The organism is Halorussus salilacus (assembly GCF_024138125.1).
GTDB classification, from domain to species: Archaea; Halobacteriota; Halobacteria; order Halobacteriales; family Haladaptataceae; genus Halorussus; species Halorussus salilacus.
The window spans coordinates 726454-750664 of the sequence record NZ_CP099993.1; the positions used below are offsets into that span (position 1 = coordinate 726454).

Below are 24211 nucleotides of genomic sequence, written 5' to 3' on the forward strand. Positions count from 1 at the left end.
CCGGCCCTCACTCGTCGTGAACCGGGAACGCGATCTCGGCGGTCGCGTGGTACTCCTGTATCTCGCCGTCCTCGACCTTCGCGGTCCAGTCCTCGACTTCGATGCCGCTGATGTCGTCGACGGTCTTACTGGCCTCGCGGAACGCCTCCTCGGCGGCGTCCTGCCACGATTCCTCGGAGGTGCCGAGCACCTTGATGACTTTGACTGCCGTCATGGCACCGGTGGTACGACGAGGTGGGTGTAGCGCTTTGTGGCCGCGAGGAACGACGCTGCGTGGTTCCGGTTACGGGTGAGTCAGGGCGAGAGCGAAGGCCCAGAAAGCCCCTGCGTGCTCGCGGTCGCACAGGCCCTTTCAGTCCGACCGACAGCAGCGCGACCGCGACCGCGACCGCAGGCCTCGAACCTCCCCAGCCTCTTGCGTTTCTCGGTCGCTCACTACGTTCGCTTCCTGCGATACTCATCCCTCGCGCGTGTCGGCGCGGCCGTCGGTCGCTTCGCTCCCGACGACCGCGCCAGCACGCGCCGGGCGGAGTAGTTCACGTTCGAGACGGTCGCTGGACCACTCGGACTTCACATCTCCCCCGAAGTCCACGGAACCGAAAGGCAGTTCCCCCGGACGCCGGTACACTCTCGCATGATCTCCATCGCGCTGGCGGGCAAGCCCAACGCGGGCAAGTCCACCTTCTACAAGGCCGCGACCATGGCCGACGTGGACGTGGCGAACTACCCGTTCACCACCATCGACGCCAACCGCGGGGTCAGCCACGTCCGGACCGAGTGTCCCTGCCTCGAACGCGACGAGCGATGCGGCGACGAGAACTGCCGGGCGGGCAAGCGCTACGTCCCCATCGAACTCCTCGACGTGGCCGGACTCGTCCCCGGTGCCCACGAGGGCAGGGGACTGGGCAATCAGTTCCTCGACGAACTCACCAACGCCGACGCCATCGTCAACGTGGTCGACGCCTCGGGCGGGACGAACGAGGAGGGCGAACCCGTCGAAATCGGCACCTACGACCCGGTCGAGGAGGTCGACTTCATCGAGGAGCAACTGGACCAGTGGCTCGCGAGCATCGTCGACCGCAACTGGGAGACGGTCGAGCGCCAGTCTCGCTCGCCCGATTTCGACATCGACGACGCGCTCGCGGAGATGCTGACCGGGTTCGGCGCGAGCGAGGCCGACGTGGCCGCCAGCCTCCGCGAACTCGACTACCCCGAGGACCCGATCCAGTGGACCGACGACCACCGGGTCGCGCTCGCCCGCGACGTGCGCGCCCGGACCAAACCCATCATCCTCGTGGCGAACAAGGCCGACGTGGCCCCGCCGGAGAACATCGAGCGACTCCAGGAGACCGGCAAGCCCGTCATCCCCGCGACCGCCGAGGGCGAACTCGCGCTCCGACAGGCCGCCGATGCGGGCGTCGTCGGGTACGACCCCGGCGACGAGGACTTCGAGATAGTCGGGGACCTCTCAGACGAGCAGGAGGCGGGCCTCGAAAAGATTCGGGGAGTCATGCGCGAATCCGGCGGCACCGGCGTCCAGACCGCCCTGAACGAGGCGGTCTACGGCCTGCTCGACCGAATCACGGCCTACCCGGTCCAGAACGAGACCCGGTGGACCGACGCGAAGGGCAACGTCCTCCCCGACGCCTTCCTCCTTCCCCGCGGGTCGACCCCGAAGGACCTCGCGTACGCGGTCCACAGCGACATCGGCGACGGGTATCTGCACGCCGTGAACGGAAAGACGAACCGAGAGGTCAGCGAGAGCTACGAGCTGGAGGAGGGCGACGTGATAAAGATCGTGAGCACCGCGAAGTAGGCGCGGCGCTCGGATTCGGCGTCGGTATCGCCGCGAACACGTCCGAATTCTTACGGAGCGCTTTCACGGGTCGGCGTCGCACCCTGTTCGCATGACAAGCGTCGATTCCGACCTCGTCGAGAACCTCGCCCACCACGACGACTACCTCACTGCACGGGAACTCGTCCAGTATCTCGAACGCCACCACCCGGTCGAGGGGCCCGGCGTCCCCCGGGACTTGGTCGAAGCCTACGCCGAGGAGCTCGACTACGACCCCCACCGACTCGCGACTTCGCTCGACGACCGCACGACCGACTCGCCGACGTGGCAACCCGGAGACCGCGTCTACCGAATCGAGGGCAACCTCAGCATCTACCCGGCGTCGTGGCACGAACGGCTCGCCGACACCACCGACCTCTCTCGGTTCGTCGAGGTCATGCTCGAAAGCGTGGCGGCCCCCGATGGGGTCGAAGTCGAGCGCGGGGACCTGGGCGTCAGGCAGGACGACCTGATAACCGCGGTCGAGATAATCGCCGAGATCGGTCGGGGCGAGGCCCACGGACTCCTCCGAGACCAGCGCGTCGCGGGCGACATCGTCCTCTACGCGTTCCAGAACCCCGAGGAGGTCGTCCGACTCCCGGAGGAGGACTCCGAGTAGCTCCCTCCCCGTCACTCCCCGAGTAGCTCCCTCCTCGTCACTCCCCGAAGAACGCCAGCAGTCGCTCGGTCACGTCGTCGGGGCGGTCGTTCTGGACCCAATGGGTCGCCTCGGGCAGGCGCTCGACCCGGAGGTCCGGAACCCACCCGTCGAGTCCTTCGGTCAGCTCCACGACGAGCGCGGGGTCGCGTTCGCCCCAAATCAGGAGGGTCGGCGCGTCGACGACCGCCGACCGCCCGCCGAAGCCCAGCCACTCGCGAATCTCTCGGCGGAGGTTCCCCCGTAACGCCGCCCGGTAGTAGTTCAGCGCCGCGGTCAGCGCGCCCGGCCGAGACGCCGCCTCCCGGTAGCGCCGGAGGTCGTCCTCGTCGAAGGTGCCTGGATTCGCGGTCTCGCGGAGTAGCCGACCCACTCCGGCACAGTCGCGCGCCCCGAGCAGGGCCTCGGGGACCAACGGAAGCTGGAAGGAGACGGCGTACCACGACCGCCGCCACTGGTCGGAGTTCCGGCGGAGTTCCCGCCGGTAGGCGGCCGGGTGGGGCGCGTTCAGCACCGCCAACTGGTCGACCACCTCCGGATACCGGATGGCGGTCTCCCACGCGACGAGGCCGCCCCAGTCGTGGCCCACGATTCGGGCCGACGACGAGTCCCCGAAGCGGTCTATCAGCCCGACCACGTCGCCGACCAGTTCCGCGGTCCGGTAGCTTCCCACTCCAGGAGGCTTCTCCGAGCGGTTGTACCCCCGCATGTCGGGCGCGACCACCCGGTAGCCCGCGTCGGCGAGCGCGGGAAGCTGTTCGCGCCACGAGTACCAGAACTCCGGGAAGCCGTGGAGGAGGACGACCAGCGGGTCGTCCTCCTCGCCCGCGGCGACGTAGTGGAGGCGAACGTCGTTCACGACGGTCTGGCCGTGGGTCCACGCGCCGTCGAGTGCCATACCGAAGATGTGACGGGCTAGCGATTAAGTCTTGAGGGACGCAATCGTCCGGTATGCCCGACCGGTCGCGCTTCGAACTCCCACTCTCGGCGGTCCGACCGAGCCAACTCTACCTCGATGGCCGAAAGCTCGCGCTCGCGACCCGGTGGTTCGACTTCGACGACCCGAACTACGACCCCTTGCCGGTCCGCGAAATCGAGGGTCGCTGGACCCTGACCGACGGCCACACCCGCGCTTTCGTCGCGCATCTGGCGGGCGCGGACTCCCTTCGAGTGGTCGAGGACGCCGACGACCTCCCGATGGACGTCTATCGGCAGTGCGTCGAGTGGTGCGAAGCGGAGGAGGTCACCGAAATCGCCGACCTCGCGGGGCGCGTCGTGAGCGCCGAGGCCTTCGAGGAGCGGTGGGTCGCGCGGTGTCGGGCCGCGGCCGACGAGTAGGGCCCTCCCGCTCGCCGGTCGTCACGAACACCCCGGTCCCGACCGGCGCGGAAGACGACGGACCCGAATCGCGGATTCAGTCGGTCACGGTTCCCGCGGTCGCTCGCCGCCGATTGACCGCTCAGGCCAACGGCCGGAACCACACCGCCACCAGCAACAGCGCGAGGAAGACGTACGACCCCCGGACGAGGAGCATGGTCGCCAGCGTGGGGTCTGCCCGGCGCGCGGCGAGCGCGACCGCCCCGAACCCCGCGACGGCGGCGACACTGCTCGGCGGGAAGACGGCGAGCGCCGCGAACCCGACCACGAGGACGAGCGCGGCCGTCATCAGGGCGTAGGCGGCGGTCCGGGCGCGGCGGGGGCCGAGCGCCACCGCGACGGTTCGTTTGTCGATGGAGCGGTCGTACTCGAAGTCCTGGGCGTCGTCGATCACCTTCACGCCCGAGAGCAGGACGAGGAAGACGGCGGCGAACGCCAGCGGGACCGCCCCGAGCGCGTCGGCCTGCGCGTAGTAGCCGCCCAGAATCGAGAGCGCGATGCCGAGGGGGTAGCCCGTGGTCGCGGTGACGGGGTTGGTGTCGAGCTGGGGCGCGTGGTGGTAGGCGACGAGCCACGTCGGAAGCGTGAGCAGGGCCGCGCCGGGGCTCGCGGCGAGCCACAGGCCCCCGAGACAGGCGAAGAAGAGCGCGGTCGAGGCCGCGAGCGCGCCCTTGCAGCCCCGCTCGGTCAGCGGGTGGTCGTCGTCCTCGCCGCGGACGTGGAAGTCGACGTAGCCGTCCTTGACGTGGGCGGTGTACACCGCCGCGAAGATGGCGGTCGCGTGGAGCGCTCCCGACAGGGGGGCGAACGCGCCCGCCAGCACCCCGCCGAACAGCGAGCAGGCGACCGGCGGGAGCATGAAGACGGGGTGGACCTGCGAGGCGAGCGCGCGGGTCGCGGGCGCGACGCCGGAGCCTCGACGCGAAAGTGGCATAGACTCTCGCACAACGGGCGCACCCATAAATCTCGGGCGGAGTGAGTGTTCGTGATAGGAACGAATCTGCTCTGGAAGGAAGGATGACAGCGAGAAGCTAGCTACTGCCGTCACCGATGAGGACCGCAACCGCACCGCGACCGCAGGCCACGACCCTCCCCAACCGACTGCGCTTCTCGGCTCCTCGTTTCACTCGTTGCCTGCGATGCTCATCCCTCGCGCGGTTGGCGCGGCCACTGACGGGCCGCGCCAGCACGCGCCGGGGTGGAAAAAGTCGCTATCCCGAAATTGCCTACCGAACCGCCTCGGTCGCCTCGCGCATGATTTCGACCGCTTCCTTCAGTTCCTCCGTCCCCGTCGCGTAGGAGATGCGGGCGTAGCCCTCGCCGTGCTCGCCGAACGCCTCGCCGGGGACGACGACGACGCCGCGGTCGATGACCTCCTCGACCCAGCCCTCGGGCACCTTCGGCATCGCGTAGAACGCCCCGCGGGGCGTCGGGGTCTCGAGGCCCATGTCCGAGAGGCCGTCGAGCAGGAGGTCCCGGCGCTCCTCGAAGGCGGCCACCATCTCCTCGACCTGGTCCTGCGGTCCGGAGAGGGCGGCCTCGGCGGCGTACTGGGCGGGGGCCGACGCGCAGGCCTGGGCGTACTGGTGGACCCGGAGCATGCGCTCGATTCGCTCGTCGCTCGCGGCGACCCAGCCGAGTCGCCACCCGGTCATCGAGTAGGTCTTCGAACAGGCGTTGACGACCACGACGTTGTCCGAGTCGGCGAACTCCATCGGCGAGCGGTGCTCGCCGTCGAAGACGATGTGTTCGTACACCTCGTCGGAGATACAGAGCACGTCGTGTTCGTCGGCGATGCGGGCGAACTCCCGCATGTCGTCCTCGCTCTGGACCGCGCCCGTGGGATTGGCGGGGCTGTTGACCACGAACGCGGCGGTGTCGTCGGTGATGGCGTTCTCGACCGCCCCGGGGTCGAGGGTGAGGTCCTCGCGGAGTGCGACCGGCTTGGGCGTCCCGCCCGCGAGGTGGGTCAGCGCCTCGTAGGAGACGAACCCGGGGTCGGGGTAGACGACCTCCTCGCCCGGGTCGACGTGGGCCTCCAGCGCGATGTGGAGCGCCTCGCTCCCGCCCGAGGTGGCGATGAGGTTCTCGGGCGGGACCGAGAAGCCGTTGTCGCGCTCGTGTTTCGCGCTGATGGCCTCCCGGAGTTCGAGCGTCCCCTTGTTGGAGGTGTAGGCGTCGGCCTTCCCGGCCTCGATGGCCTCTATCGCGGCCCGACGGGCGTGCTCGGGCGTCGGGAAGTCGGGTTGGCCGAGTCCGAGGTTGATGGCGTCCTCGCCCGCCGCCTCGAACACTTCGCGGATGCCGCTGATGGAGACCTGCTCTACTCGCTCGGAGAAGTCGGTCATGTGTTCGTCTGTGTCACCACGAACGATAATTGTTGGTGGTTCGAAACCGCCGCTCGTCCCGTCAGGACAACCGCGCCGCGATGTCGGCCTCGGTGATGATTCCGACCGTGTTGCCCCGCTCGGTCACGATGACTGCCTTGTTGTGACCGAGGTCGGTGCTTATCTCGTCGAGGGTGGCGCTGCGGGACTTGGTGGGGAAGCTCTCGCCCATGAACTCGCTGACTGGACGGTCGCGGGCGTCCTCGTCGACGCTCATCAGGTCCTCGAAGCTGATGGACCCGACCGGGACGCCGTCCTTGATGACGGGGAGTTGGGAGTAGCCAGCGTCCTGCATGGCGGAGACCGCCTCGCTGACCGACGCGTCGGGGCCGACGCTGACGACTTCCTCGTGCATCAGGTCGTCTGCACGGACGATGTCGCCCTCCGAGCGTTCGAGCGCGTCGACGATCCGCCGGAGCGTCGAGAGCCGGGGGTCGACGTCGCCGCCCTCGATGCGCGCGATGAGCGGCTGAGAGACGTCGGCCTGCCCAGCCAGTTCGCTCTGGGTCAGCCCGAGTTCGGTCCGTCGCTCCCGGATATCCTGGGGCGTCGGGAGTTCCATGCGACCGGATTACCACGGGTTATAGATAAAGCTTCGGACTATCGGTCGTTGGATAGCGTTTCGAGAACGGATTCCAGACAGAGATGTCCTCGAAAGCCCCCGCCCGCTCGCTACGAGCTACCACTTCCAAAACCGAGAACGCCCAGAAAGCCCCCGCCCGCTCGCTACGAACCCTCTGCGAACACTCCACGACTAACACCCAGAAAGCCCCCGCCCGCTCGCGGTCGCTCCGGCGGATATTCGGCGCTCTCCGCAACGCCCGCGCCGAATGGAGCCGCCGGAGACGACCACGCAAGCGCGAGCGGGCGGCCCCTTTCAGTCCCACCCGATGGTGGACTGTGTCACCGGCCGTTTTTCGGTGGACTGTGTCACCGGCCGTTTTCCCGTGGATTGCGTCACCGGCCGATTCTCGGTGGACCGTGTCACCGAGCGCGACGACCTACGCACGCCGCGCCGGAACGCCGGTCAACAGTTGGGCGGTGTCGGTCAGGTCCCGAGTGTCAACCACCAGTTCGGCGATCTCTCGGAGCGTGAACGCGGCGTCGATGTCGCGGCCGTGACACCGGGCGTAGAGTTCGAGCCAGTCGTTGAGCGCGCGCTCCAGCAGGGCCATCTCCGCGGCGTCGAGCGGGACGAACTCGCCGGTCCGAGCCTCGACGTAGACCGCGACCGCGTCGCCGACGCCCTCCCGGAGGTATCGCAGAGCGCGCTCGTCGTCGGGCGGGTCGTCGGGCGGGTCGAACGCCTCGCGGTCCTCGCGAGCGCGGTCGGCGAGGTCGGCGATTCGCTCGCGAAGCTCGCTCATCCCTGCTTGAACTCGACGCCCTTGCCGCCCCGCGGGTGTTCCCAGTCGGTGTCGGCGACGACCGCGCAGGTGCCACACTCCACGCAGGGCTGGGTGTCGAGGCTGACCAGTTTCTCCTCGTCGCCGTTGGTCTTCACGGTCTCCTCGCGGTAGCACCCGCCGCCGAAGTCCTGGGCGCTGACCGGACACGCCGAGACGGCCGCGCCGCTGGCCTCGACCGAGTCGTCCCGGAGTTCGATGTGGGCGTTGCCCACGTCGGTGTCGTAGGTCAGGTCGCCGATGCGGTCGAGCAGGCTCTTTGGCTCGTAGTCGGCCTCGCCCTCGACCGGGTCGCCCAGTTCCTCGGCGATGACCGTCGGCAACGTGACGTACGGCGTCCGAGTGTCGGGCACGATTTGGGAGAGTCTGGGCGAGGAGTACAGCCCCTCCAGTCGGTCGCCGAGAAGCGAGACCGCCCGCCTGCCCACGCCGGAGGTCAGCACCGCGTCGGCGAGGTCCGTCACGGTCTCGCGCTCGCCGAGGACGCGCGCGGCCCGGTACCCCCGCGGTCTGAGCTTCGCCATCAGCCCCTCGTCGTAGAGCTTCTTCTCGTAGAGGTCGCCCGCCGACTCGGGGTCGTTGCGCAGGGTCGCCTCGACGAACGCCTCGCCCGCGAGCGCCCCGGCGCTCACGGCGTGGTTCATCCCCTTGATGATGGGGCCCTGAGCCTGCATCTGCCCGGCCGCGTCGCCCACGACGAGCAGGCGGCCCTCGTGGGGCGAGGGGTGGGCGGCCTTCTTCGAGTCCGGGACGAGCTTCGCGCTGTACTCGACCTCGTCGTAGTGGCCCTCCAGCCACTGGGCCATCAGGGGATGTGTGAGCAGGCCATCGAGGAGTTCGTGGGGTTCGGCCTCCTCGGCGACGAGGCTGTCGAGGTGGAAGACGGTCCCTATCGACAGCGAGTCCTCGTTGGTGTAGCAGAACCCGCCGCCGCGCACGTCGCCGAACAGGTCGCCCGAGAACAGATGGGCCTCGCCCTCGTCGTCGCCGACGCCGAAGCGGTCGGCGATCACGTCCTCGGGCACGTCCACCACCGCCTTCACGCCCTGGAACCACTCCTCGGGCTCGTCCCAGTCCATCAGGCCCGCGTCGCGGGCGAGTTCGGAGTTGACGCCGTCGGCCGCGATTATCACGTCGGCCCTGATGGGGTCGAGTTCGTCGCAGGTGACCCCGACTATCTCGCCGTTCTCCCGCAGGAGGCCGTCGACCCGGACCTCCGTGAGGAGGCCGCCGCCGGTCTCGCTCGCCAGTTCGTGGACCCTGTCGGCGACCCACGAGTCCATCCTCCGCCGGAGGACCGCGTCCGACCACTCGGTGTCGTGGTCGTGGAGGTCGGTGATGTCGAAGGTCTCGACCTGCTGGCCCGCGACGTTGTGGAGGTAGTAGTCGGTGACCGGCCGCTCGGTCGCCTCCGCGCGGAACTCGGGGAACAGGTCGTCCATGGTGTACGGCGCCGACTCCTCGGCGTAGATGAGTCCGCCCGTCACGTTCTTCGACCCGGCCTCGACGCCGCGTTCGAGGACCAGCGTTTCCACGTCGTTTCGCGCCAGCGTCGCCGCGGCCGCCGCCCCGCCGGGCCCGGCCCCGACGACGACCGCCTCGTAGTGTTCGTATTCGTCAGTCATCGCTCGCCTCCGCTCGCAGGGTCAGTTCGCCCGCCTCGACGGATTCGGTCAGGCGGGGGAGCACCTCGAAGAGGTCGCCCTCGATGAAGTAGTCGCTGAAGTCCCGGATTCGGGCCTCGGGGTCGGTGTTGATGGCGACGATGGTGTCGGATTCGTCCATCCCGACCTTGTGCTGGACCGCGCCCGAGATTCCGGCCGCGATGTAGAGTCGGGGTTCGACCTCTTGGCCGGTCTCGCCGATCTGCCGTTCCTCGGCGACGTAGTCGGCGACGTGGCCGTCGACGCTGTAGGAGGCCGTGACCACGCCCCGCGAGAGGCCGAGCGCGGCGTCCTCGAAGGCCTCGACGAGGTCGATACCGAGTTCGATTCCCTCGGTCGGGTCGTCGCCGATGCCGCGCCCGAGCGCGACCACCACGTCGTGGCCGGTGAGGTCGACGCCGTCGTCGAGGCGGTCCCACTCGGACACCTCCACCCGGAACCAGTCGTCGGGGAGGTCGAGGTCGTGCTCGACGAGTTCGCCCTCTCGGTCGTGGTCGGGGTCGATGGCGTCGAAACTGCCGGGAATCACCGAACACCCCTGCGGGTGGAACTCCCGGCCGGGGTTGTCGAGACACAGAATCGTGGAGTACTCGAACCCCGAGAAGTCGGGGCGCTTCATGTGGAGGACGCGCTCGAACTCCACCTTCTCGCCGGGTTCGCCCGTCTTGACCGGGTTGGAGATGAGTTCCTCCTCGATGGAGAGTCCCGAGCAGTCGCTCGCCAGCCCGGAGTCGAGTTCGCCCTGCACCTGCGCCGAGAGGTCCCGGCCGTTGTTGGTCGCCGGGAACAGGAAGTAGCGGGGCTTGTCGTAGTCGCGCCAGTCGACGGTGGGTTCGGTGCCGGGGTCGCCGGTCGCCCAGTTCGGAGGGTCTGCGCCGCCGCGGGCCATGTCCGAGACGATCTCGGTGTAGGGCTTGTGGCGGAAGCGTTCGAGTCGGTCGTCCTCGTGGTATATCGCCACGTCGGCGCCGTAGGCGACCGCCTCCTCGGCGAGCGGCTCCATCTCGTCGCCGACGAGGACGCCGACGACTCGCTCGTCCCCACCGTCGGACTCATCCGACGAGCCTCCGTTCGCTTCGCTCACGGAGACGCCGTAGTCGTCGTTGTAGCCGTCCATCAGGTCGCGGGCCTTCCCGAGCATCTCCTTCGAGACGTCGAGGAGTTCGCCGCCCTGGGTCTCGCAGTAGACCCACATGTCCCGATACGTGCCGCCCTTCAGCGCGCGGACGTGGTGCTTGTCCCACGTCCGGTTCTCGACCTCGTAGCTCACGTCGGTCTCGTCTGGCGATTCGTCTCCCTGTTCTGCATCGCCTGCCGCCTCGGGAGTGTCGGTGCCTTCTTCGCCCGCGTACTCCTCCTCGTGGTCGGTGTCTGTCGGTTCGCCTTCGGTTTCCACCTCCAACGCGTCGATGCGCTTCCGGATGGCCTCCTTGGCGGTCTTGCGGTCCTTCCCCGACTCCTCGGCCGCCAGCACCGCGTCGAGGTCCGAGGGGTTCGACACCGCGTTCAGCTCCGCTTCGAGTTCGTCGACCGTGTACTCGCTCGGGTCGAGGCCCGCGTCTGTCTCGTCGGCCACGCTCAGTCACCCCCCGCGAGCGGCCGCATCGTTTCGAGCACGTCGGCCATCGCGTCCTCGTCGCCCGGGTCGACCATCGTCGCCTCGCGCTCGGAGGGGGCCTTCGGGATGGGGTCGACACCGGAGACGATGGTCGGCGACCCGTCGAGGCCGATGAAGTCGGGGTCGAGGTCGAGGTCCTCGTGGTCCCACGTCGTGAGGTGGTCCTCGTAGCTCTCGACGCGCTCGTCGGTCTCGGCCTTCAGTTGCTTGTGTCGAAGCCGGTGTTCGGCCCGCCGGTAGGAGGGCTCGAACTCGGGGTCGGTCACCACGAACGCGGGCAGGGGAGCCTCGACGGTCTCTATCTCGTCGGCGTCGCCCTCGACGAGTCGCTTCGCGCGGATGCGGCCCGCGTCCTCGTCGACCTCCAGCGCGATGACGTGGGTCACGATGGGTCGGTCGAGACACCACGCGGTCTGGGGGCCGGTCTGGCCGGTCTCGCCGTCTGCGGTCTTGAACCCCGCGAAGATGAGGTCCGGTTCGCCGATCTTTTCGATGCCCGCCGACAGCGTGATGGCGGTCGCCCATGTGTCGGCCGCGGCCATCTCACGGTCCGACAGCAGGTAGAGGTCGTCGGCGTACACGCCCATCGCCTCTTCGAGGACGCTCTCGTAGCCCGGCGGACCCATGCTCATCACGGAGACCTCCCCGCCGCGTTTCACCTTGGTCTGGAGCGCCGCCCTGAGCGCGAACTCGTCGTTCGGGTTCATCACGGTCGGGGTCTTCCCGCGTTCGAGGTGGCCGTCCTCGTCGAACGACACCTGCCCCTCCCGGAAGTCCGGGACCCCCTTCGTCAGCACTACCGAGTGCATTGGCACCACCTGACACGAATGTCCATCTCTCCCATGCGTGCCCCCGTATTGTACGCCAATGTTTATTACATTAACCCCGTGACTAATCTGTTCGCGGCCGACGGACCTCAATCGTCGGAGGGCGAAAAGGACTGGCGAGACGCGCCGTAACGCCGGTTCTCCCGAACGCCACCGACGGGCGACAGCTACAACGCTTATGGAGGGGAACGTGGTTGGACGGGGTATGTCAGTAGCCGAGCGGCCCCTCTCCGAGTTGGCGTCGGCGGACACGGTCGACAACGTCCTCGTCTTCGTCTCCGACAGCACCCGGTTCGACGCGCTCCCGGACCGGGTGGCCGAGCGAGGGGTGACCGCGGAGGCAATCGCGCCGAGTACGTGGACGGCCTCGAGCCTGCCCTCGCTGACCACCGGTCGGTACCCGACCACACACGGGGTGTGGGGGTTCGACACCCGGCTCGCCCGGACGCCCCGCCTGCTCTCCGAGCCCGAGAACGTCGGGTTCGACGCGGGCACCATCTGGACCCACGTCGAGTCGGCCGAGAAGCCGCCGCTGTGGATGAACCGGCTGACCGACGAGACGACGCTCGACGAACTCGAACCGCCGTTCGTCCACGTCGTCCACGACAAGGGCGGTCACGCGCCCTACGGCCAGTCGTTCGACGACTGGGAGGTCTCCTCGGAGTTCTTCGACGCGTACGCCGACCGCCCGGACGACATCGCCGAGTGGTACGAGCGGGGCGTCTCGGAGTCGGTCGACCGGTTCCTCGCGCTGGTGGACCGACTGGACGAGCGCGGAATCCTGGAGGACACGCTCGCGGTCTTCACCAGTGACCACGGCGAACTCCTCGGCGAACCCTCGCGGGGCGGAATCTACGGACACAGCGCGCCCCTCGTGCCCGAACTCGCCCGGGTGCCCGTCGCGTTCGTGGGCGCGGGCCTCCCGGCTGGCGAGCGGTACGACCACCTCCTGTCGGGCGTCGACCTCGCGCCGACCGCGCTCAGCGCGTACGGAATCGAGCCCGGGCGGGGCTTCGACGGCGTCGACGCGTGGCGGTCGAGTCCGCCGACAGACCGGTGGCCCCGCAGCGAAATCTGGAGCCAGTACACGTTCGAGCCGCTGGACCGCACGATGCCGCTGTACGCCGCGACCTCGGTCTGGAGCGACGAGGGCGGCGTGGTGTTCCACCACGGCTCGACCGCGATTCGGACGGCCTACGGACTCGGGGGCTACCTCCTCTTCGAGGGCACCGCGGCGGCGATTCGCGCCAACATGACGCCTCGAAAGCTTCTCGCGCTCGCGCGGACCTTCGGCCCGAGAACCGTGACCTACGGGAGCGTCTCCCGGCCGATGCTCGACGCGCGGTCGGGCCTCCCGACCGAGTTCGCCCGCTCGCCCGACCGGGAACCGACCGACGACGCGGAGGGACACCTCGACAAGGAACAGTTGCGAAAGCTCGGCTACATCGAGTAGCCTACGTCTCGGGCGGGGCTTCGCCGGACGACTCAGCGACCGAAGCGTCCTCGGACGACTCAGCGACCGAAGCGTCTCCGGACGACCCGGAATCGGGAGCGGCCGCTCCCGATTCCGGGTCGCTCGCGTCGTCGTCGGCCTCCTCGCCGACATCGGCACCGTCGCCGTCGGCCGCGATGCGCTTGGTCCGCCCGGCCTGCATCATCGTCATCTCGCCGCCTGCGCGCATGGTCCCGTCGACGACCGCGCCCTCGTGGAACCGGAGGTCCTCGCAGGAGACGTCGCCGCGAATCTCGACGCCGTCGGCGAGTTCGACCGTCCCGTTCCGGGTGGTCACGTCGCCGTGGATGACGGTGTCCTCGCCGACCGTGATGTCCCCACGGGCGCGGAGACTGCCGAACACCTCGTTGCGCTCGCCGACCGCGATGGACTCCGCACGGAAGTTGCCGTGGAGTCGACAGTCGTCACCGATTCTCGCGGGGGTCGAGACCCGCCACGAGTCGTCGCTGACGTGGCCGTTCCGGGGGACGACCAGCGGGTCGGCCTCGACCTCCTCGTTTTCGAGCAGGTCCGAAACGAGGTCCTCGGCGGCCTCCTCCTCGCCGATTCGGAGGAGTTGAGAGAGGTAGACGAACACGAACACGATGGTCGGCATGGGGTTGCGGATGACGATCCAGCCGTTGGCCTCGAACCCCTCCTCGATGTTCACGTCGTCGCCGATGTCGAGGTCGCCGGAGACCATCAGCCTGCCCGCGACGTGGACGCGCTCGCCGAGGTAGGCGTCCCGACCGACGAGGACGTTGGCTTCGACGTCCGACCACATGTCGAGGCGGCAGTCGGCCTCGGCCTCGATGTGGCCGCCGAACCGGACGCGTTCGCCCGCGATGACGTTGTGGCCGCGCACGCCGAACTCCACGGTACTCTGACCGCCGATTATCACGTCGCCGTCGGTCACGAGGTCGTGCTCCTCGACGGTCGTCCCGTCGGGGATGGCGAGTTCGTCGAGCGGGTCCGAGCGCAGCGACACACCAACACCTGTTCGGTTCCCCCCTAATAAACTTCCGTCAGACGACCCCCTGTCGGCGGCCCGGTTCTGTGGGTTTTTAAACGATGGGGGCGAACGCCGCTACATGACGACACTCGCGTTCGACGAGGACGGGGTCGACGTGGTCTACGAGGGGACGGAGTTCCGCCTCTCGAAGGACCTCATCGAGGGTGCGACTGGCAAGTCGTACTTCGACGTGACCGACCACGAGGTCCTCCGGATAGTCGAGGAGGACCCCGAGCTGACGGGCCAAGCGCGGAGAATCGGCGACATCGTGAGGTAGGCGCACGCGGGGTCGTCGGGGAGGGATTTAAGGTCCGGCGTCGCCTCGCTTCGAGCATGAACGCGCTCGCCGACTTCGACCACCCCTCGTGGTGGACCGCGCTCGGGACGTTCGCCGGATACGGCCTGATTCTGCTCGTGATGACCGTCGTCCTGTTCCTCGTCCCCTACGCCATCTACGCGGGTCTCTGACCACGACGGCCGTGGCTGTTCCGTGAGTCGCGAGAGAGAGTCGAAGAACGACGAGGAGTTGCCCGCAGAACCGCGTTCTACGCGAAGGTCTTCGAGATTTCCTCGTCCTCGTCCTCGGCGTCGATCTTGGACTTGGCGTTCTCGAAGTCGGCCATCGTGATCTCGGTCCGGTCGTCGCGGATGGCGAACATCCCCGCCTCGGTGCAGACCGCCTTGATGTCGGCACCCGAGGCGTCCTCGGAGTCCTTCGCGAGCTTCTCGAAGTCCACGTCGTCGGCGACGTTCATGTCGCGGGTGTGGATGCGGTAGATCTTCTCGCGGCCTTCGAGGTTCGGCTTGGGGACCTCGATGAGGCGGTCGAAGCGGCCGGGCCGGAGGATGGCGCGGTCGAGCATGTCGAAGCGATTCGTGGCGGCGATGATGCGAATCTCCCCGCGGTCCTCGAAGCCGTCCATCTCCGAGAGCAGTTGCATCATCGTCCGCTGGACCTCGGCATCCCCCGAGGTCTTCGAGTCGGTCCGCTTGGCCGCGATGGCGTCTATCTCGTCGATGAACAGCACGGCGGGCTCGTGCTGGCGGGCGACCTCGAAGAGGTCCCGGACCAGCTTCGCGCCCTCACCGATGAACTTGTGGACCAGTTCGGAGCCAGCCATCTTGATGAAGGTGGCGTCGGTCTGGTTCGCGACCGCCTTCGCCAGCATCGTCTTGCCGGTGCCGGGCGGGCCGTAGAGGAGGACGCCGCTGGGCGGGTCGATGCCGACCTCGCCGAACATGTCGGGATTTTCGAGGGGCATCTCGACCGTCTCCCGTACCTCCTGCATCTGCTCTTCGAGACCGCCGATGTCCTCGTAGGTGACCTCGGGGCTCTCCTCGACCTGCATGACTCTAGCGCGCACGTCGGTCTCGTTGTCGAGGGTCTTGACGATAGACAGAGAGTTGTTGACAGCGACCCGGCTGTCGGGTTCGAGCTCCTCACGCATCTCGTCGGTCACTTCCGTGACCGCCTCCTGGTTGTTGCCGTGCTGTTTGATGATGACGCCCTCGTCGGTCATCTCTTGGACGGTGGCGACGAACAGCGGGGACTGCTTGAGCTTCTTGTTCTCGTGAGTGAGCCGTTCGAGCTTCTGCTGGTACTTGTTGTTCTCCGCGTTGGCATCCAGGAGCTTGTCGCGCATCTCCTCGTTCTGGGATTCGAGGACTTCGAGCCGTTCCTGTAACGCCTCGATCTTCTCCTGTTGGGACGCGCTCTCCTCGTCGTACGGGAGATCGACGTCTTCCACGGTGTCGGTCATCACGCCCGTCTAGGTGCCACCCTCATAAGAGGCTTCGGGTGGGGGTGAGGCCCGTCGGTTCGGGCCGAGAGACCGCCGCGAGAGGCGTTCCGGTACGACGGGTAGGATACCCTACAGTAATATATTGAAAGGAGAAATATTATTACCCTGTATCCGGAACGTGGGAGTAGCATGAGCACCTCAGAAACCACGCGAGCCGACGAAAGCCGCCTCACGGGGGAGAACGTGACCGAATCAATCCGGGACCTCCCGCCGAGCGCGAAGCTGGTCGCCAAGGTACTGGAGTACAACGACACCCTGACCCAGAGCCAGATCGCCGAGGAGTCGCTGCTCCCCGACCGGACGGTCCGATACGCGCTGAATCGACTCGACGACGAGGGACTGGTGGACTCGCGGTTCTCGTTCTCGGACGCCCGCAAGCGCCTCTACTCGCTAGATCTGGAGTAGCTGGCTCTGCGAAAGTTCGGTTCTTCTCTACTTCGCTTCGCGTTTTTCGCCGTTCTCGCTTCGCGTTTTTCGCCTTTCCACCTCGGCGCGTGCTGGCGCGACCCGAATGTGGTCGCGCCAACCGCGCGAGGGATGACTGAGCGACTGAACGGAGCGAAGGAATCGGCTGGGGAGGCGTGTGGCCTGCGGTTTTCCTAGGTGACGTGCGAGCAGGACGCTTCGGCCTCGGTTACTTTCTGTAATCGCGCTCGCGTCACTTTCTGGGTCGTATCGTGTCTGCTCGCACGTCACCGATGAGACCGCACAGCACCGCAACCGCAGGCCACGTCCTCCCCAGCCGACTGCGCTTCTCGGGCGTTCGCTTCGCTCGCGCCCTGTGATGCTCGTCCCTCGCGCGCCTTGGCGCGACCCAAACCACGGGTCGCGCCAGCACGCGCCGAGAGGAAGGTGAACATTTACTCGCTTCACACCCGTTCGACCACACACTTATACCCGATAACGGGACCATACCGGGGTATGTCGAACGCGGGGACGAGAATCACGACCGACCCGTTCGCGAGACCGTCGCCATCCACAACGTCGCGGAACGCCTTTAGGCTCCGGATGCGAACGTCGCCCCAATGACACGGGTGATACACACGGGGGACACCCATCTCGGGTACCGCCAGTACCACTCCCCCGAGCGACGGGCCGACTTCCTCCAAGCGTTCGAGCAGGTGATAGACGACGCCATCGCCGAGGATGTGGACGCGGTGGTCCACGCGGGCGACCTGTTCCACGACCGGCGGCCCGACCTGTCGGCCCTCCACGGCACCATCTCGGTCCTCCGAACGCTCCGTGATGCGGACATCCCGTTCCTCGCCATCGTCGGCAACCACGAGGGGACGCGGGGCCGCCAGTGGCTCGACCTCTTCGAGATGCTGGGGCTCGCCACGCGCCTCGGCGACGAACCCGAAGTAATCGGCGAGACCGCCTTCTACGGCCTCGACCACGTCCCCAAGTCGAAGCGCGAGGACCTCGACTACGACTTTTCGGACCACGACCGGGACCACGCCGCGCTGGTGAGCCACGGCCTGTTCGAACCCTTCGACCTCGGCGACTGGGACGCCGAGGAGGTGCTGACCGAGGCCAACCTCGACTTCGACGCGATGCTGTTGGGCGACAACCACAAGCCCGGCCGGAAGGAGGTCGCGGGCGCGTGGGTCACCTACTGCGGGTCGACCGAGCGCTGTAGCACCGACGAGCGCGAGGACCGGGGGTACAACATCGTGGAGTTCGACGGCGAGGTCTCAATCACCCGACGAGGGCTCGACGCTACCCGAGACTTCGCGTTCGTCTCGGTCGACCTCGGCGAGGACGAGGGCATCGACCGCGTCCGCGAGGCGGTCCGTGAGTACGACCTCGACGACGCGGTCGCCGTCATCGAAATCGAGGGCGAGGGCGAGCAGGTCACGCCCGCACGCGTCGAGGAGTTCGCGCTGGAGGAGGGCGCGCTCGTCGCTCGCGTCAAGGACCGCCGGGAGGTCGAGGAGAGCGACGAGGACGTCGAGGTGTCCTTTGCCGACCCCGACGACGCGGTCCGAGAGCGCGTCCGGGACCTCGGACTCAGCGAGGCCGCCCGGGATATCGACGAGACGGTGCGGGCGAGCAAGGTCGCCGACTCGAACGTCCGCGAGTCGGTCCGGAATCGCGTGAGCGCCGTGATGGAGGAAGGCGACCTCACGGCGTTCGAGTCCGCGCCCGACGACGGTGGCCCCGAGGACGAATCGACCGACGCCGAACCGACCGACGCCGAACCGACCGACCCCAGAGGCGAACCCGAACCGGCCGACGCTGAATCCGGACCGGCCGAGTCGAAGCCCGAATCCGACGAACCGGCGGCCGACGCCGAACCGACCGACGCTACCGACGACCAGCGTTCGATGGAGGAGTACCTATGAAGTTCGAGCGCGTCCGCCTGCACAACTTCAAGTGCTACGCCGAGGCCGACCTCCGACTCGACGCCGGAGTGACGGTCATCCACGGGCTCAACGGGAGCGGGAAGTCCTCCCTGCTGGAAGCCTGCTTCTTCGCGCTCTACGGCGCGACGGCGCTCGACAGGACCCTCGACGACGTGGTCACCATCGGGGCCGAGGAGGCCGAAATCGAGCTGTGGTTCACCCACGAGGGCGGCGACTACCACGTTCGCAGGCGGATTCGGGCGACGGGCGAGCGCGCCCAGACCGCCGAGTGCGTGCTCGAAACGCCCGACGACACCGTCGACGGCGCGCGCGACGTGCGCGAGGAGATAACCCGGCTGTTCCGGATGGACTCGGAGGCGTTCGTCAACTGCGCGTACGTCCGGCAGGGCGAGGTCAACAAGCTCATCAACGCCACGCCGGGCCAGCGCCAGGACATGATCGACGACCTCCTCCAGCTCGGGAAGCTGGAGGAGTACCGCGAGCGCGCCAGCGACGCCCGCCTCGGGGTCAAGAGCGTGCTGGACGACAAGCGCGGGAGCCTCTCGGAACTCGACGCTCAAGTCGAGGCCAAAGAGGAAAAGGACCTCCACGCCCGTCTCAACGACCTCGAATCCGACCTCGAGGAGGTCGAGGCCGACATCGAGGACTTCGAGGACAACCGCGAGACCGCCCGGAAGACCCGCGATCAGGCCATAGAGGTGCTCGACTCCTACGAGGAGAAGCGCGAGGAGCTCGAATCGCTCGAAGACGACATCGAGGAACTGGAGTCCGAGATCGGCGAGACCGAACAGGAGCGAGTCGAACACGCCGAGCGCGTGCGAGAGCTCCGCGAGTGCATCGAGGACCGCGAAGCCGAAGTCGAGGACCTGCTCTCGGAGACCGCCCTCGACTCGGCCGACGAGGACGCCATCGAGGCCCGAATCGACGAACTCGACGCCGAGGACGAGGACCTCGCGGCCGACCTCAACGACGCGAAGACGCAGGCCCAGATGTTCGGCAATCAGGCCGACAACCTCGCCGACCGGGCCGAGGAGTTCGAGTCGCGGGCCGAACGGAAGCGCGAGGACGCCGCCGACCTCGACGCCGAGGCCGAGGAGGCCGAGGCCGACCTCGAACGGCGCCGCGAGAAGCGCGGCCAGTTGGACGACGACATCGAGACCGAGATGGCGAAGTTCGAGGACGCACCGGTCGAGTTCGGCGACGCGGAGGCGTACCTCGAAGGCCGACGCGAGGCTCGCGCCGACCTCCGAAGCCGGATTCAGGACGTGAAAGCCGACCTCCAGAGCGCCCGCGACGGCGTGGCGGAGGCCGAGTCGCTCCTCGAAGAAGGCAGGTGTCCCGAGTGCGGCCAGCCCGTCGAGGACTCGCCGCACGTCGATTCGCTCGCCGAGGACCGCGAGCGCGTCGACGACCTCGAATCCGAACTCGCCGACCTCCGCGAGCGAGCCGACGACCTCGCCGACGCGGTCGAACGCGCCGAAGCACTCGCGGAAGCCGAGCGGGAAGTCGACCGGCTCCGCGAGAACCGCGAGCTGGCCGCCCAATCGGTCACGGACCGAGAGGAGACCGTCGCCGAGAAGCGCGAGGAGGCCGAGTCGCTCCGGGAGGAGGCCGACGAACTCGACGCCGAGGCCGAGGAGAAGCGCGAGGACGCCGAAGGCCTCCGCGAGAAGGCCGCGGAGCACCGCGAGACTGTCGAGGACCTCGAAGCCGAGCGCGAGAAACTGGCCGACGAGCGCGAGCGAATCGCCGAGATTCGGGAGCTACGCGCCGACATCGCCGACGCGGAGGACGACATCGAGCGCCACCGCGAGAAGCGTGCGAGTCTCGCAGACCAGAACGACCTCCGCCGCGAGCGGCTCGCCGACAAGCGCGACCGTCGGGCCGACCTCCGGGAGGCCTACGACGAGGAGAAGGTCGAATCGGCCCGCGACGACAGAGAGCGCGCCGAGAACTATCTGGAGCAGGTCGAGGCGAAGTTGGAGGAGCTACGCGACCGGCGCGACGACCTTCAGAGCCGCATCGGCGGCGTGAAGAGCGAGATAGAGGAACTCGAAGGTCTGCGCGAGCGCCGCGAGGAACTGGCCGAGCAGGTCGAGTCACTGGAGTCGCTACGCGACGAGACCGCCGACCTCCAAGAGATGTACGGCGACCTCCGGGCGGAACTCCGCCAGCGCAACGTCGACCACCTCGAAGGGATGCTCAACGAGGTGTTCGACCTGATATACCAGAACGACTCGTACGCGCGCATCGAGCTCGACGGCGAGTACGAACTCACCGTCTACCAGAAGGACGGCGAACCACTCGACCCCGAACAGCTGTCGGGCGGCGAGCGCGCGCTGTTCAATCTCAGCCTCCGGTGTGCCATCTATCGCCTGCTCGCGGAGGGCATCGAGGGCGGCGCGCCGATGCCGCCGCTCATCCTCGACGAGCCGACCGTTTTCCTCGACTCGGGCCACGTCTCACAGCTCGTGGAACTGGTCGAGTCGATGCGCGAGCTGGGCGTCGAGCAGATCGTCGTCGTGAGCCACGACGACGAACTGGTCGCCGCGGCCGACGACGTGGTGTGGGTCGAGAAGGACTCGGTCTCGAACCGCTCGACCGTCGAGCGCCGGGACGCGGTGCTGGAGGCCGCCGACTGACGGATTTCGGTCTCCCTCCCGATTCGTCGGACTGCCGTGGGCTGAACGGACTCCGCTCGGCGACCTCGCCAGGTCCGATACCCAAATTCTTATGGTCTCGGGACGGTCGAGAAGGCGTATGCGACCTATATCGAAGGCGATAACTCTCCTTCTCGTCAGTTCGCTCGCCGTGACGGCGGCGAGCGTCGGCGTCGTCGCAACCGGTGAAGCCGCCGGGGTCGGCACGGCGTCCGAGCACGTCGACGCCGTTACCCCCGCGGAGACCGAACGCAATTCGACGGTCGCCCGGTCGCAGGCCGAATCCGGCGAGTTGGTGGTGGAGACGACCTTCTCACTCGAAGACGTCGATTCCGACGAGATTCGGGTGGTGAGGGAGTACCACTTGGGGAGCGGCGTCGATAGCGTCGAGGAGACGGTCGACCATCCCATCCGGGACGTCTCGACGTCGCACATGTCCGAGAGCGGGGGCGGGTCCGAGACCACGTTCCGCTGGGACGGCACGGGCGACGTCGCCAGAGTCGAGTACGTCGCCGACGCCAATGACCTCGGACGACTGCGAAGCGACCACTCGGGCCCCAAGCACGCCGCGCGCGGCGATGGCTACGCGGTCGTCGGCGCGACCTACGACGGCCTCCGCACGGACGCCGACACCACCGTCGGCGAGGTCGCGGTCGACGGGGAAGGAACCGCGGGTGAGACCTTCGCGGTGCTCGGACCGTACGAGGAGCACGTCGAGGAGGTCGAGGACGGTCAGGTCCGACTCGTCGTTCCCGACCACGCCGCCTTCGAGGCGGAGCCGAACGATGTGCTGGACGGGATTCGGGCGACCGACGAGCAGATAGACGCTGGCGTCTCGCCCGGGGCCAACGCCACCTTCATCGCGGTGAACCACTCACTCGGGGCACCGTCGGGAATCGAGTACGACAGCGGGTTCGGGTCCGAGGACCGGGCCAGCGACGTCGTCGTGGTGGACAACAGTTCCGACACGTTTTCGCCCATCTGGGAGCACGAGACGGTCCACCAGCGAAAGCAGTCCTACCGGACCGCCGACTCGGCGAAGTGGACCACCGAAGGAAACCCCCAGTACTACGGTCGCCTGCTCAGGTGGACCCAGGGTCACACCGAATTCGACCGGTTCAGGACGCATTTCAGTCTAGTCGACGGCCACGCGAACGCCCGGCTATCCGACCCGGACACATGGGCGGGCGAACCCATTCCCGCCTCGAACTACGAGAAGGGTGCGCGGATGACCGCGTGGCTCGACGCCGAAATCCGGAACGAGACCGACGGCGAGCGGAGCTACGAAGACGTGCTCCGGCGGATGAACGACCACTCGGGCCGACTCACCCACGGGGAGTTCCTCGACATCGTCGGCGATGTGGGTGGGTCCGACCTCGAATCAGCGGTCGACCGGTACGTGACGACCGACGCCGTCCCGCCGGAACCGCCGCAAAATCCGTATCTGTACTCCGACGACGACATCGACTCGAACCTCTCGGTCGAACGCACCGACCCGAACGCCACCCCGGAGATGCATCCCGGCGGGCGGGTCATGGTTCCGGTCGAGGTGACCAACCACGGGTCCGAAGCGAGCGTGGCTCTCGGGTTCGAGTTCGCTCGACTCGACAACTGGACGTTCTTCGCTGGCGGGTCGGACACCGACTTCGAACCGGTCCCCGGGGCCGACACGGGGTACTTCCAAGTCCCCGCCGGGGAGACCGAGACGGTCGACCTCTACTTCGTCGTGCCGGACAACGAGTCGGTCGAGTCCCACGACTTCGAGGTCACCGCGCGCGACCTCGCGGGCGAACAGGCCGCCCTCGACGGGAGCATCGAGGTGGTCGAGAAGGGGGCCGACAGTTCCGATGACTCGGAAGAGAGCGACGAGTCGGACGAGTCCGAGTCGGTCCCGCCGCCGTCGGCGGTCGGGATGGAGCTCGATTCCCCCGAACAGGTCGGGACGACGGGCGAGAACGGGAGCGTCCCGGTCTATTCCGAAGGGCAGTCGCTGGACGTGACGCCGACGTTCGAGGCCACGAACTACACCGTGGAGTCCGTCGAGGTCCTCGTCAACGAGTCGAGAATCGTGAACCGAGCGAAAACGAACGTCCGGACCCGAGCGGAAAACGACACCGTAGCTACCGAGCCCAACCGGACGTTCCGGCTGTCGGATTCCGACGCTGGGTCCAAGAACGTGACCGTCAGGATGACCCTCGAGAACGGCGGGGTCGTCGAACGCAACCGGACCGTGTTGTTCAACGACGAGCCCGAGGTGAGTATACACGGGTACAAGCGCGACCAGACGGGAGTTAAGAAGTTCCTCAAGGCGGGAGTGACCGACGACTACGGTGACCTCGAGTATCGATGGATTGTCGACGGCGAGCAAGTCGGGACCGAGGACCACTACGAGTACGAGTACCCGGACGGTCGGGAGAACGTCACGCTGGTTGTCACCGACGAGTACGGGGCGACCGCGAGGGAGTCGCGGACGTTCGAGGGGAGTCCGGGTCCGATGACGGTCTGGCTCGTCGCGATGGAATTCGCTCGGTCGACGCCGACACCCGTGTTGCTCGGAGGCGGTCTGGCGGTGGTCGCGGTCGGCCTGCTCGGGTGGCGGCTACGGTAGCGCTTGGGACACTCGCCCTCCCGCGACGGCGTGCTCACCGGTGTTGGACACCGGTCGTCAGTCGAGCAGATTCGTCAGTCCCTCGTCGGCCAGTTCGGTCGTGGCGTAGCCGCGCTCGCCAGCCACCTCGGCCTCCTCGACGAGGCCCGCGACGCGGAACTCCGTCAGGGCCCCGAGCAGGTCGCTCTCACAGAGGTCTGTGGCGTCGAGCAGGTACCTGACCGAGTGGGGGCCCCGCTCGTGGAGTTCCACGAGGAGGCCGAGCGCGCGCTCGTCGTGAACAGCCGTCAGAATCGTTCGGACGGACTCGGGGACGGCTCGCGCCGCGGTCGAAAGCGGCGACTCTCCCTCGACGGGATCGAGTTCGTCGGCGTCGCGGTAGGTCTCCGCGCCGGTCTCGGGGTCCCGGACCTTCCAGGAGTCGCCCGACGCCGTGACGAGCAGATAGCGGTCCCCCTCGGGGTCTCGGACCGTTCGCATGCCCGGACGTAGGCGGCCTC

General features: G+C 67.8%; 22 protein-coding genes. 10 read left to right on the plus strand and 12 right to left on the minus strand.

Going from position 1 to position 24211, the window contains the following annotated elements; translation table 11 throughout:
* Positions 1–7 precede the first annotated feature (7 nt).
* A complete protein-coding gene (locus NGM10_RS03695) occupies positions 8–214 on the minus strand; it encodes a dodecin family protein (RefSeq protein WP_253481923.1) in 207 nt (68 codons plus the stop codon).
* Positions 215–634: 420 nt separating this feature from the next.
* On the opposite strand from NGM10_RS03695, the gene NGM10_RS03700 reads away from it, so the two are divergent.
* Together NGM10_RS03700 and NGM10_RS03705 are read left to right on the plus strand one after the other, a co-directional pair.
* Positions 635–1816 carry a redox-regulated ATPase YchF gene (locus NGM10_RS03700; RefSeq protein WP_253481925.1) on the plus strand — a complete coding sequence of 394 codons (1182 nt, stop codon included), beginning with the start codon at positions 635–637 and terminating at the stop codon, positions 1814–1816.
* Positions 1817–1907: 91 nt separating this feature from the next.
* Positions 1908–2453, plus strand: a complete 546-nt coding sequence (locus NGM10_RS03705; RefSeq protein WP_253481927.1) for a hypothetical protein — start codon at positions 1908–1910, stop codon at positions 2451–2453.
* Between the two features lie 37 nt (positions 2454–2490).
* Here the strand turns inward: NGM10_RS03705 and NGM10_RS03710 are convergent, their stop codons facing one another.
* A complete protein-coding gene (locus NGM10_RS03710) occupies positions 2491–3390 on the minus strand; it encodes an alpha/beta fold hydrolase (RefSeq protein WP_253481929.1) in 900 nt (299 codons plus the stop codon).
* Between the two features lie 53 nt (positions 3391–3443).
* On the opposite strand from NGM10_RS03710, the gene NGM10_RS03715 reads away from it, so the two are divergent.
* On the plus strand, positions 3444–3830 hold the full coding sequence (locus NGM10_RS03715) for a hypothetical protein (RefSeq protein WP_253481931.1): 387 nt from the start codon (positions 3444–3446) through the stop codon (positions 3828–3830).
* 121 nt (positions 3831–3951) lie between these two features.
* Here NGM10_RS03715 and NGM10_RS03720 read toward each other — a convergent pair whose 3' ends face one another.
* From NGM10_RS03720 to NGM10_RS03750, 7 genes are all read right to left on the minus strand, one after another.
* On the minus strand, positions 3952–4803 hold the full coding sequence (locus tag NGM10_RS03720; protein WP_253481933.1) for a UbiA family prenyltransferase: 852 nt from the start codon (positions 4801–4803) through the stop codon (positions 3952–3954).
* Positions 4804–5095: 292 nt separating this feature from the next.
* Positions 5096–6217 carry a pyridoxal phosphate-dependent aminotransferase gene (locus tag NGM10_RS03725; protein WP_253481935.1) on the minus strand — a complete coding sequence of 374 codons (1122 nt, stop codon included), beginning with the start codon at positions 6215–6217 and terminating at the stop codon, positions 5096–5098.
* A 61-nt stretch (positions 6218–6278) separates the two neighbouring features.
* Positions 6279–6818 (minus strand): CBS domain-containing protein, encoded by a 540-nt coding sequence (locus tag NGM10_RS03730; protein WP_253481937.1) that lies wholly within the window; start codon positions 6816–6818, stop codon positions 6279–6281.
* A 439-nt stretch (positions 6819–7257) separates the two neighbouring features.
* Positions 7258–7623, minus strand: a complete 366-nt coding sequence (locus NGM10_RS03735; protein WP_253481938.1) for a DUF8055 family protein — start codon at positions 7621–7623, stop codon at positions 7258–7260.
* Positions 7620–9287 carry an FAD-dependent monooxygenase gene (locus tag NGM10_RS03740; RefSeq protein WP_253481940.1) on the minus strand — a complete coding sequence of 556 codons (1668 nt, stop codon included), beginning with the start codon at positions 9285–9287 and terminating at the stop codon, positions 7620–7622. Before NGM10_RS03740 ends, NGM10_RS03735 begins: the two co-directional genes overlap by 4 nt.
* Entirely contained in the window at positions 9280–10902 is a 1623-nt protein-coding gene (locus NGM10_RS03745) for an electron transfer flavoprotein subunit alpha/FixB family protein (protein ID WP_253481943.1), read from the minus strand. Before NGM10_RS03745 ends, NGM10_RS03740 begins: the two co-directional genes overlap by 8 nt.
* A gap of 2 nt (positions 10903–10904) precedes the next feature.
* Positions 10905–11753 (minus strand): electron transfer flavoprotein subunit beta/FixA family protein, encoded by an 849-nt coding sequence (locus NGM10_RS03750; protein ID WP_253481945.1) that lies wholly within the window; start codon positions 11751–11753, stop codon positions 10905–10907.
* Positions 11754–11976: 223 nt separating this feature from the next.
* Between NGM10_RS03750 and NGM10_RS03755 the strand changes: the two genes are divergently transcribed.
* Positions 11977–13224, plus strand: coding sequence for a sulfatase-like hydrolase/transferase (locus tag NGM10_RS03755; protein ID WP_253481947.1), 1248 nt, complete (start codon positions 11977–11979; stop codon positions 13222–13224).
* Between the two features lies 1 nt (position 13225).
* Here NGM10_RS03755 and NGM10_RS03760 read toward each other — a convergent pair whose 3' ends face one another.
* The gene (locus tag NGM10_RS03760; protein WP_253481949.1) at positions 13226–14251 is read right to left on the minus strand and encodes a polymer-forming cytoskeletal protein; all 1026 of its coding nucleotides are present in this window, start codon (positions 14249–14251) and stop codon (positions 13226–13228) included.
* 103 nt (positions 14252–14354) lie between these two features.
* On the opposite strand from NGM10_RS03760, the gene NGM10_RS03765 reads away from it, so the two are divergent.
* The gene (locus NGM10_RS03765) at positions 14355–14552 is read left to right on the plus strand and encodes a DUF5800 family protein (RefSeq protein WP_253481951.1); all 198 of its coding nucleotides are present in this window, start codon (positions 14355–14357) and stop codon (positions 14550–14552) included.
* 56 nt (positions 14553–14608) lie between these two features.
* Entirely contained in the window at positions 14609–14743 is a 135-nt protein-coding gene (locus NGM10_RS18160) for a hypothetical protein (protein WP_256504372.1), read from the plus strand.
* A 77-nt stretch (positions 14744–14820) separates the two neighbouring features.
* Here NGM10_RS18160 and pan1 read toward each other — a convergent pair whose 3' ends face one another.
* Positions 14821–16035 (minus strand): proteasome-activating nucleotidase Pan1, encoded by a 1215-nt coding sequence (gene pan1 / locus NGM10_RS03770; protein WP_253481953.1) that lies wholly within the window; start codon positions 16033–16035, stop codon positions 14821–14823.
* 171 nt (positions 16036–16206) lie between these two features.
* On the opposite strand from pan1, the gene NGM10_RS03775 reads away from it, so the two are divergent.
* The 4 genes from NGM10_RS03775 (at position 16207) to NGM10_RS03790 (ending at position 23711) form a co-directional block, all read left to right on the plus strand.
* Complete coding sequence (locus NGM10_RS03775; protein WP_253481955.1) at positions 16207–16482, plus strand: MarR family transcriptional regulator; 276 nt, start codon at positions 16207–16209, stop codon at positions 16480–16482.
* A 620-nt stretch (positions 16483–17102) separates the two neighbouring features.
* Positions 17103–18422, plus strand: a complete 1320-nt coding sequence (gene mre11 / locus NGM10_RS03780; protein ID WP_253481957.1) for a DNA double-strand break repair protein Mre11 — start codon at positions 17103–17105, stop codon at positions 18420–18422.
* Positions 18419–21085, plus strand: coding sequence for a DNA double-strand break repair ATPase Rad50 (rad50, locus tag NGM10_RS03785; protein ID WP_253481958.1), 2667 nt, complete (start codon positions 18419–18421; stop codon positions 21083–21085). Before mre11 ends, rad50 begins: the two co-directional genes overlap by 4 nt.
* Positions 21086–21203: 118 nt before the next feature.
* Complete coding sequence (locus tag NGM10_RS03790; RefSeq protein ID WP_253481961.1) at positions 21204–23711, plus strand: hypothetical protein; 2508 nt, start codon at positions 21204–21206, stop codon at positions 23709–23711.
* Positions 23712–23768: 57 nt separating this feature from the next.
* Here the strand turns inward: NGM10_RS03790 and NGM10_RS03795 are convergent, their stop codons facing one another.
* Positions 23769–24191, minus strand: a complete 423-nt coding sequence (locus NGM10_RS03795; RefSeq protein ID WP_253481962.1) for a DUF7346 family protein — start codon at positions 24189–24191, stop codon at positions 23769–23771.
* Positions 24192–24211: the final 20 nt, after the last annotated feature.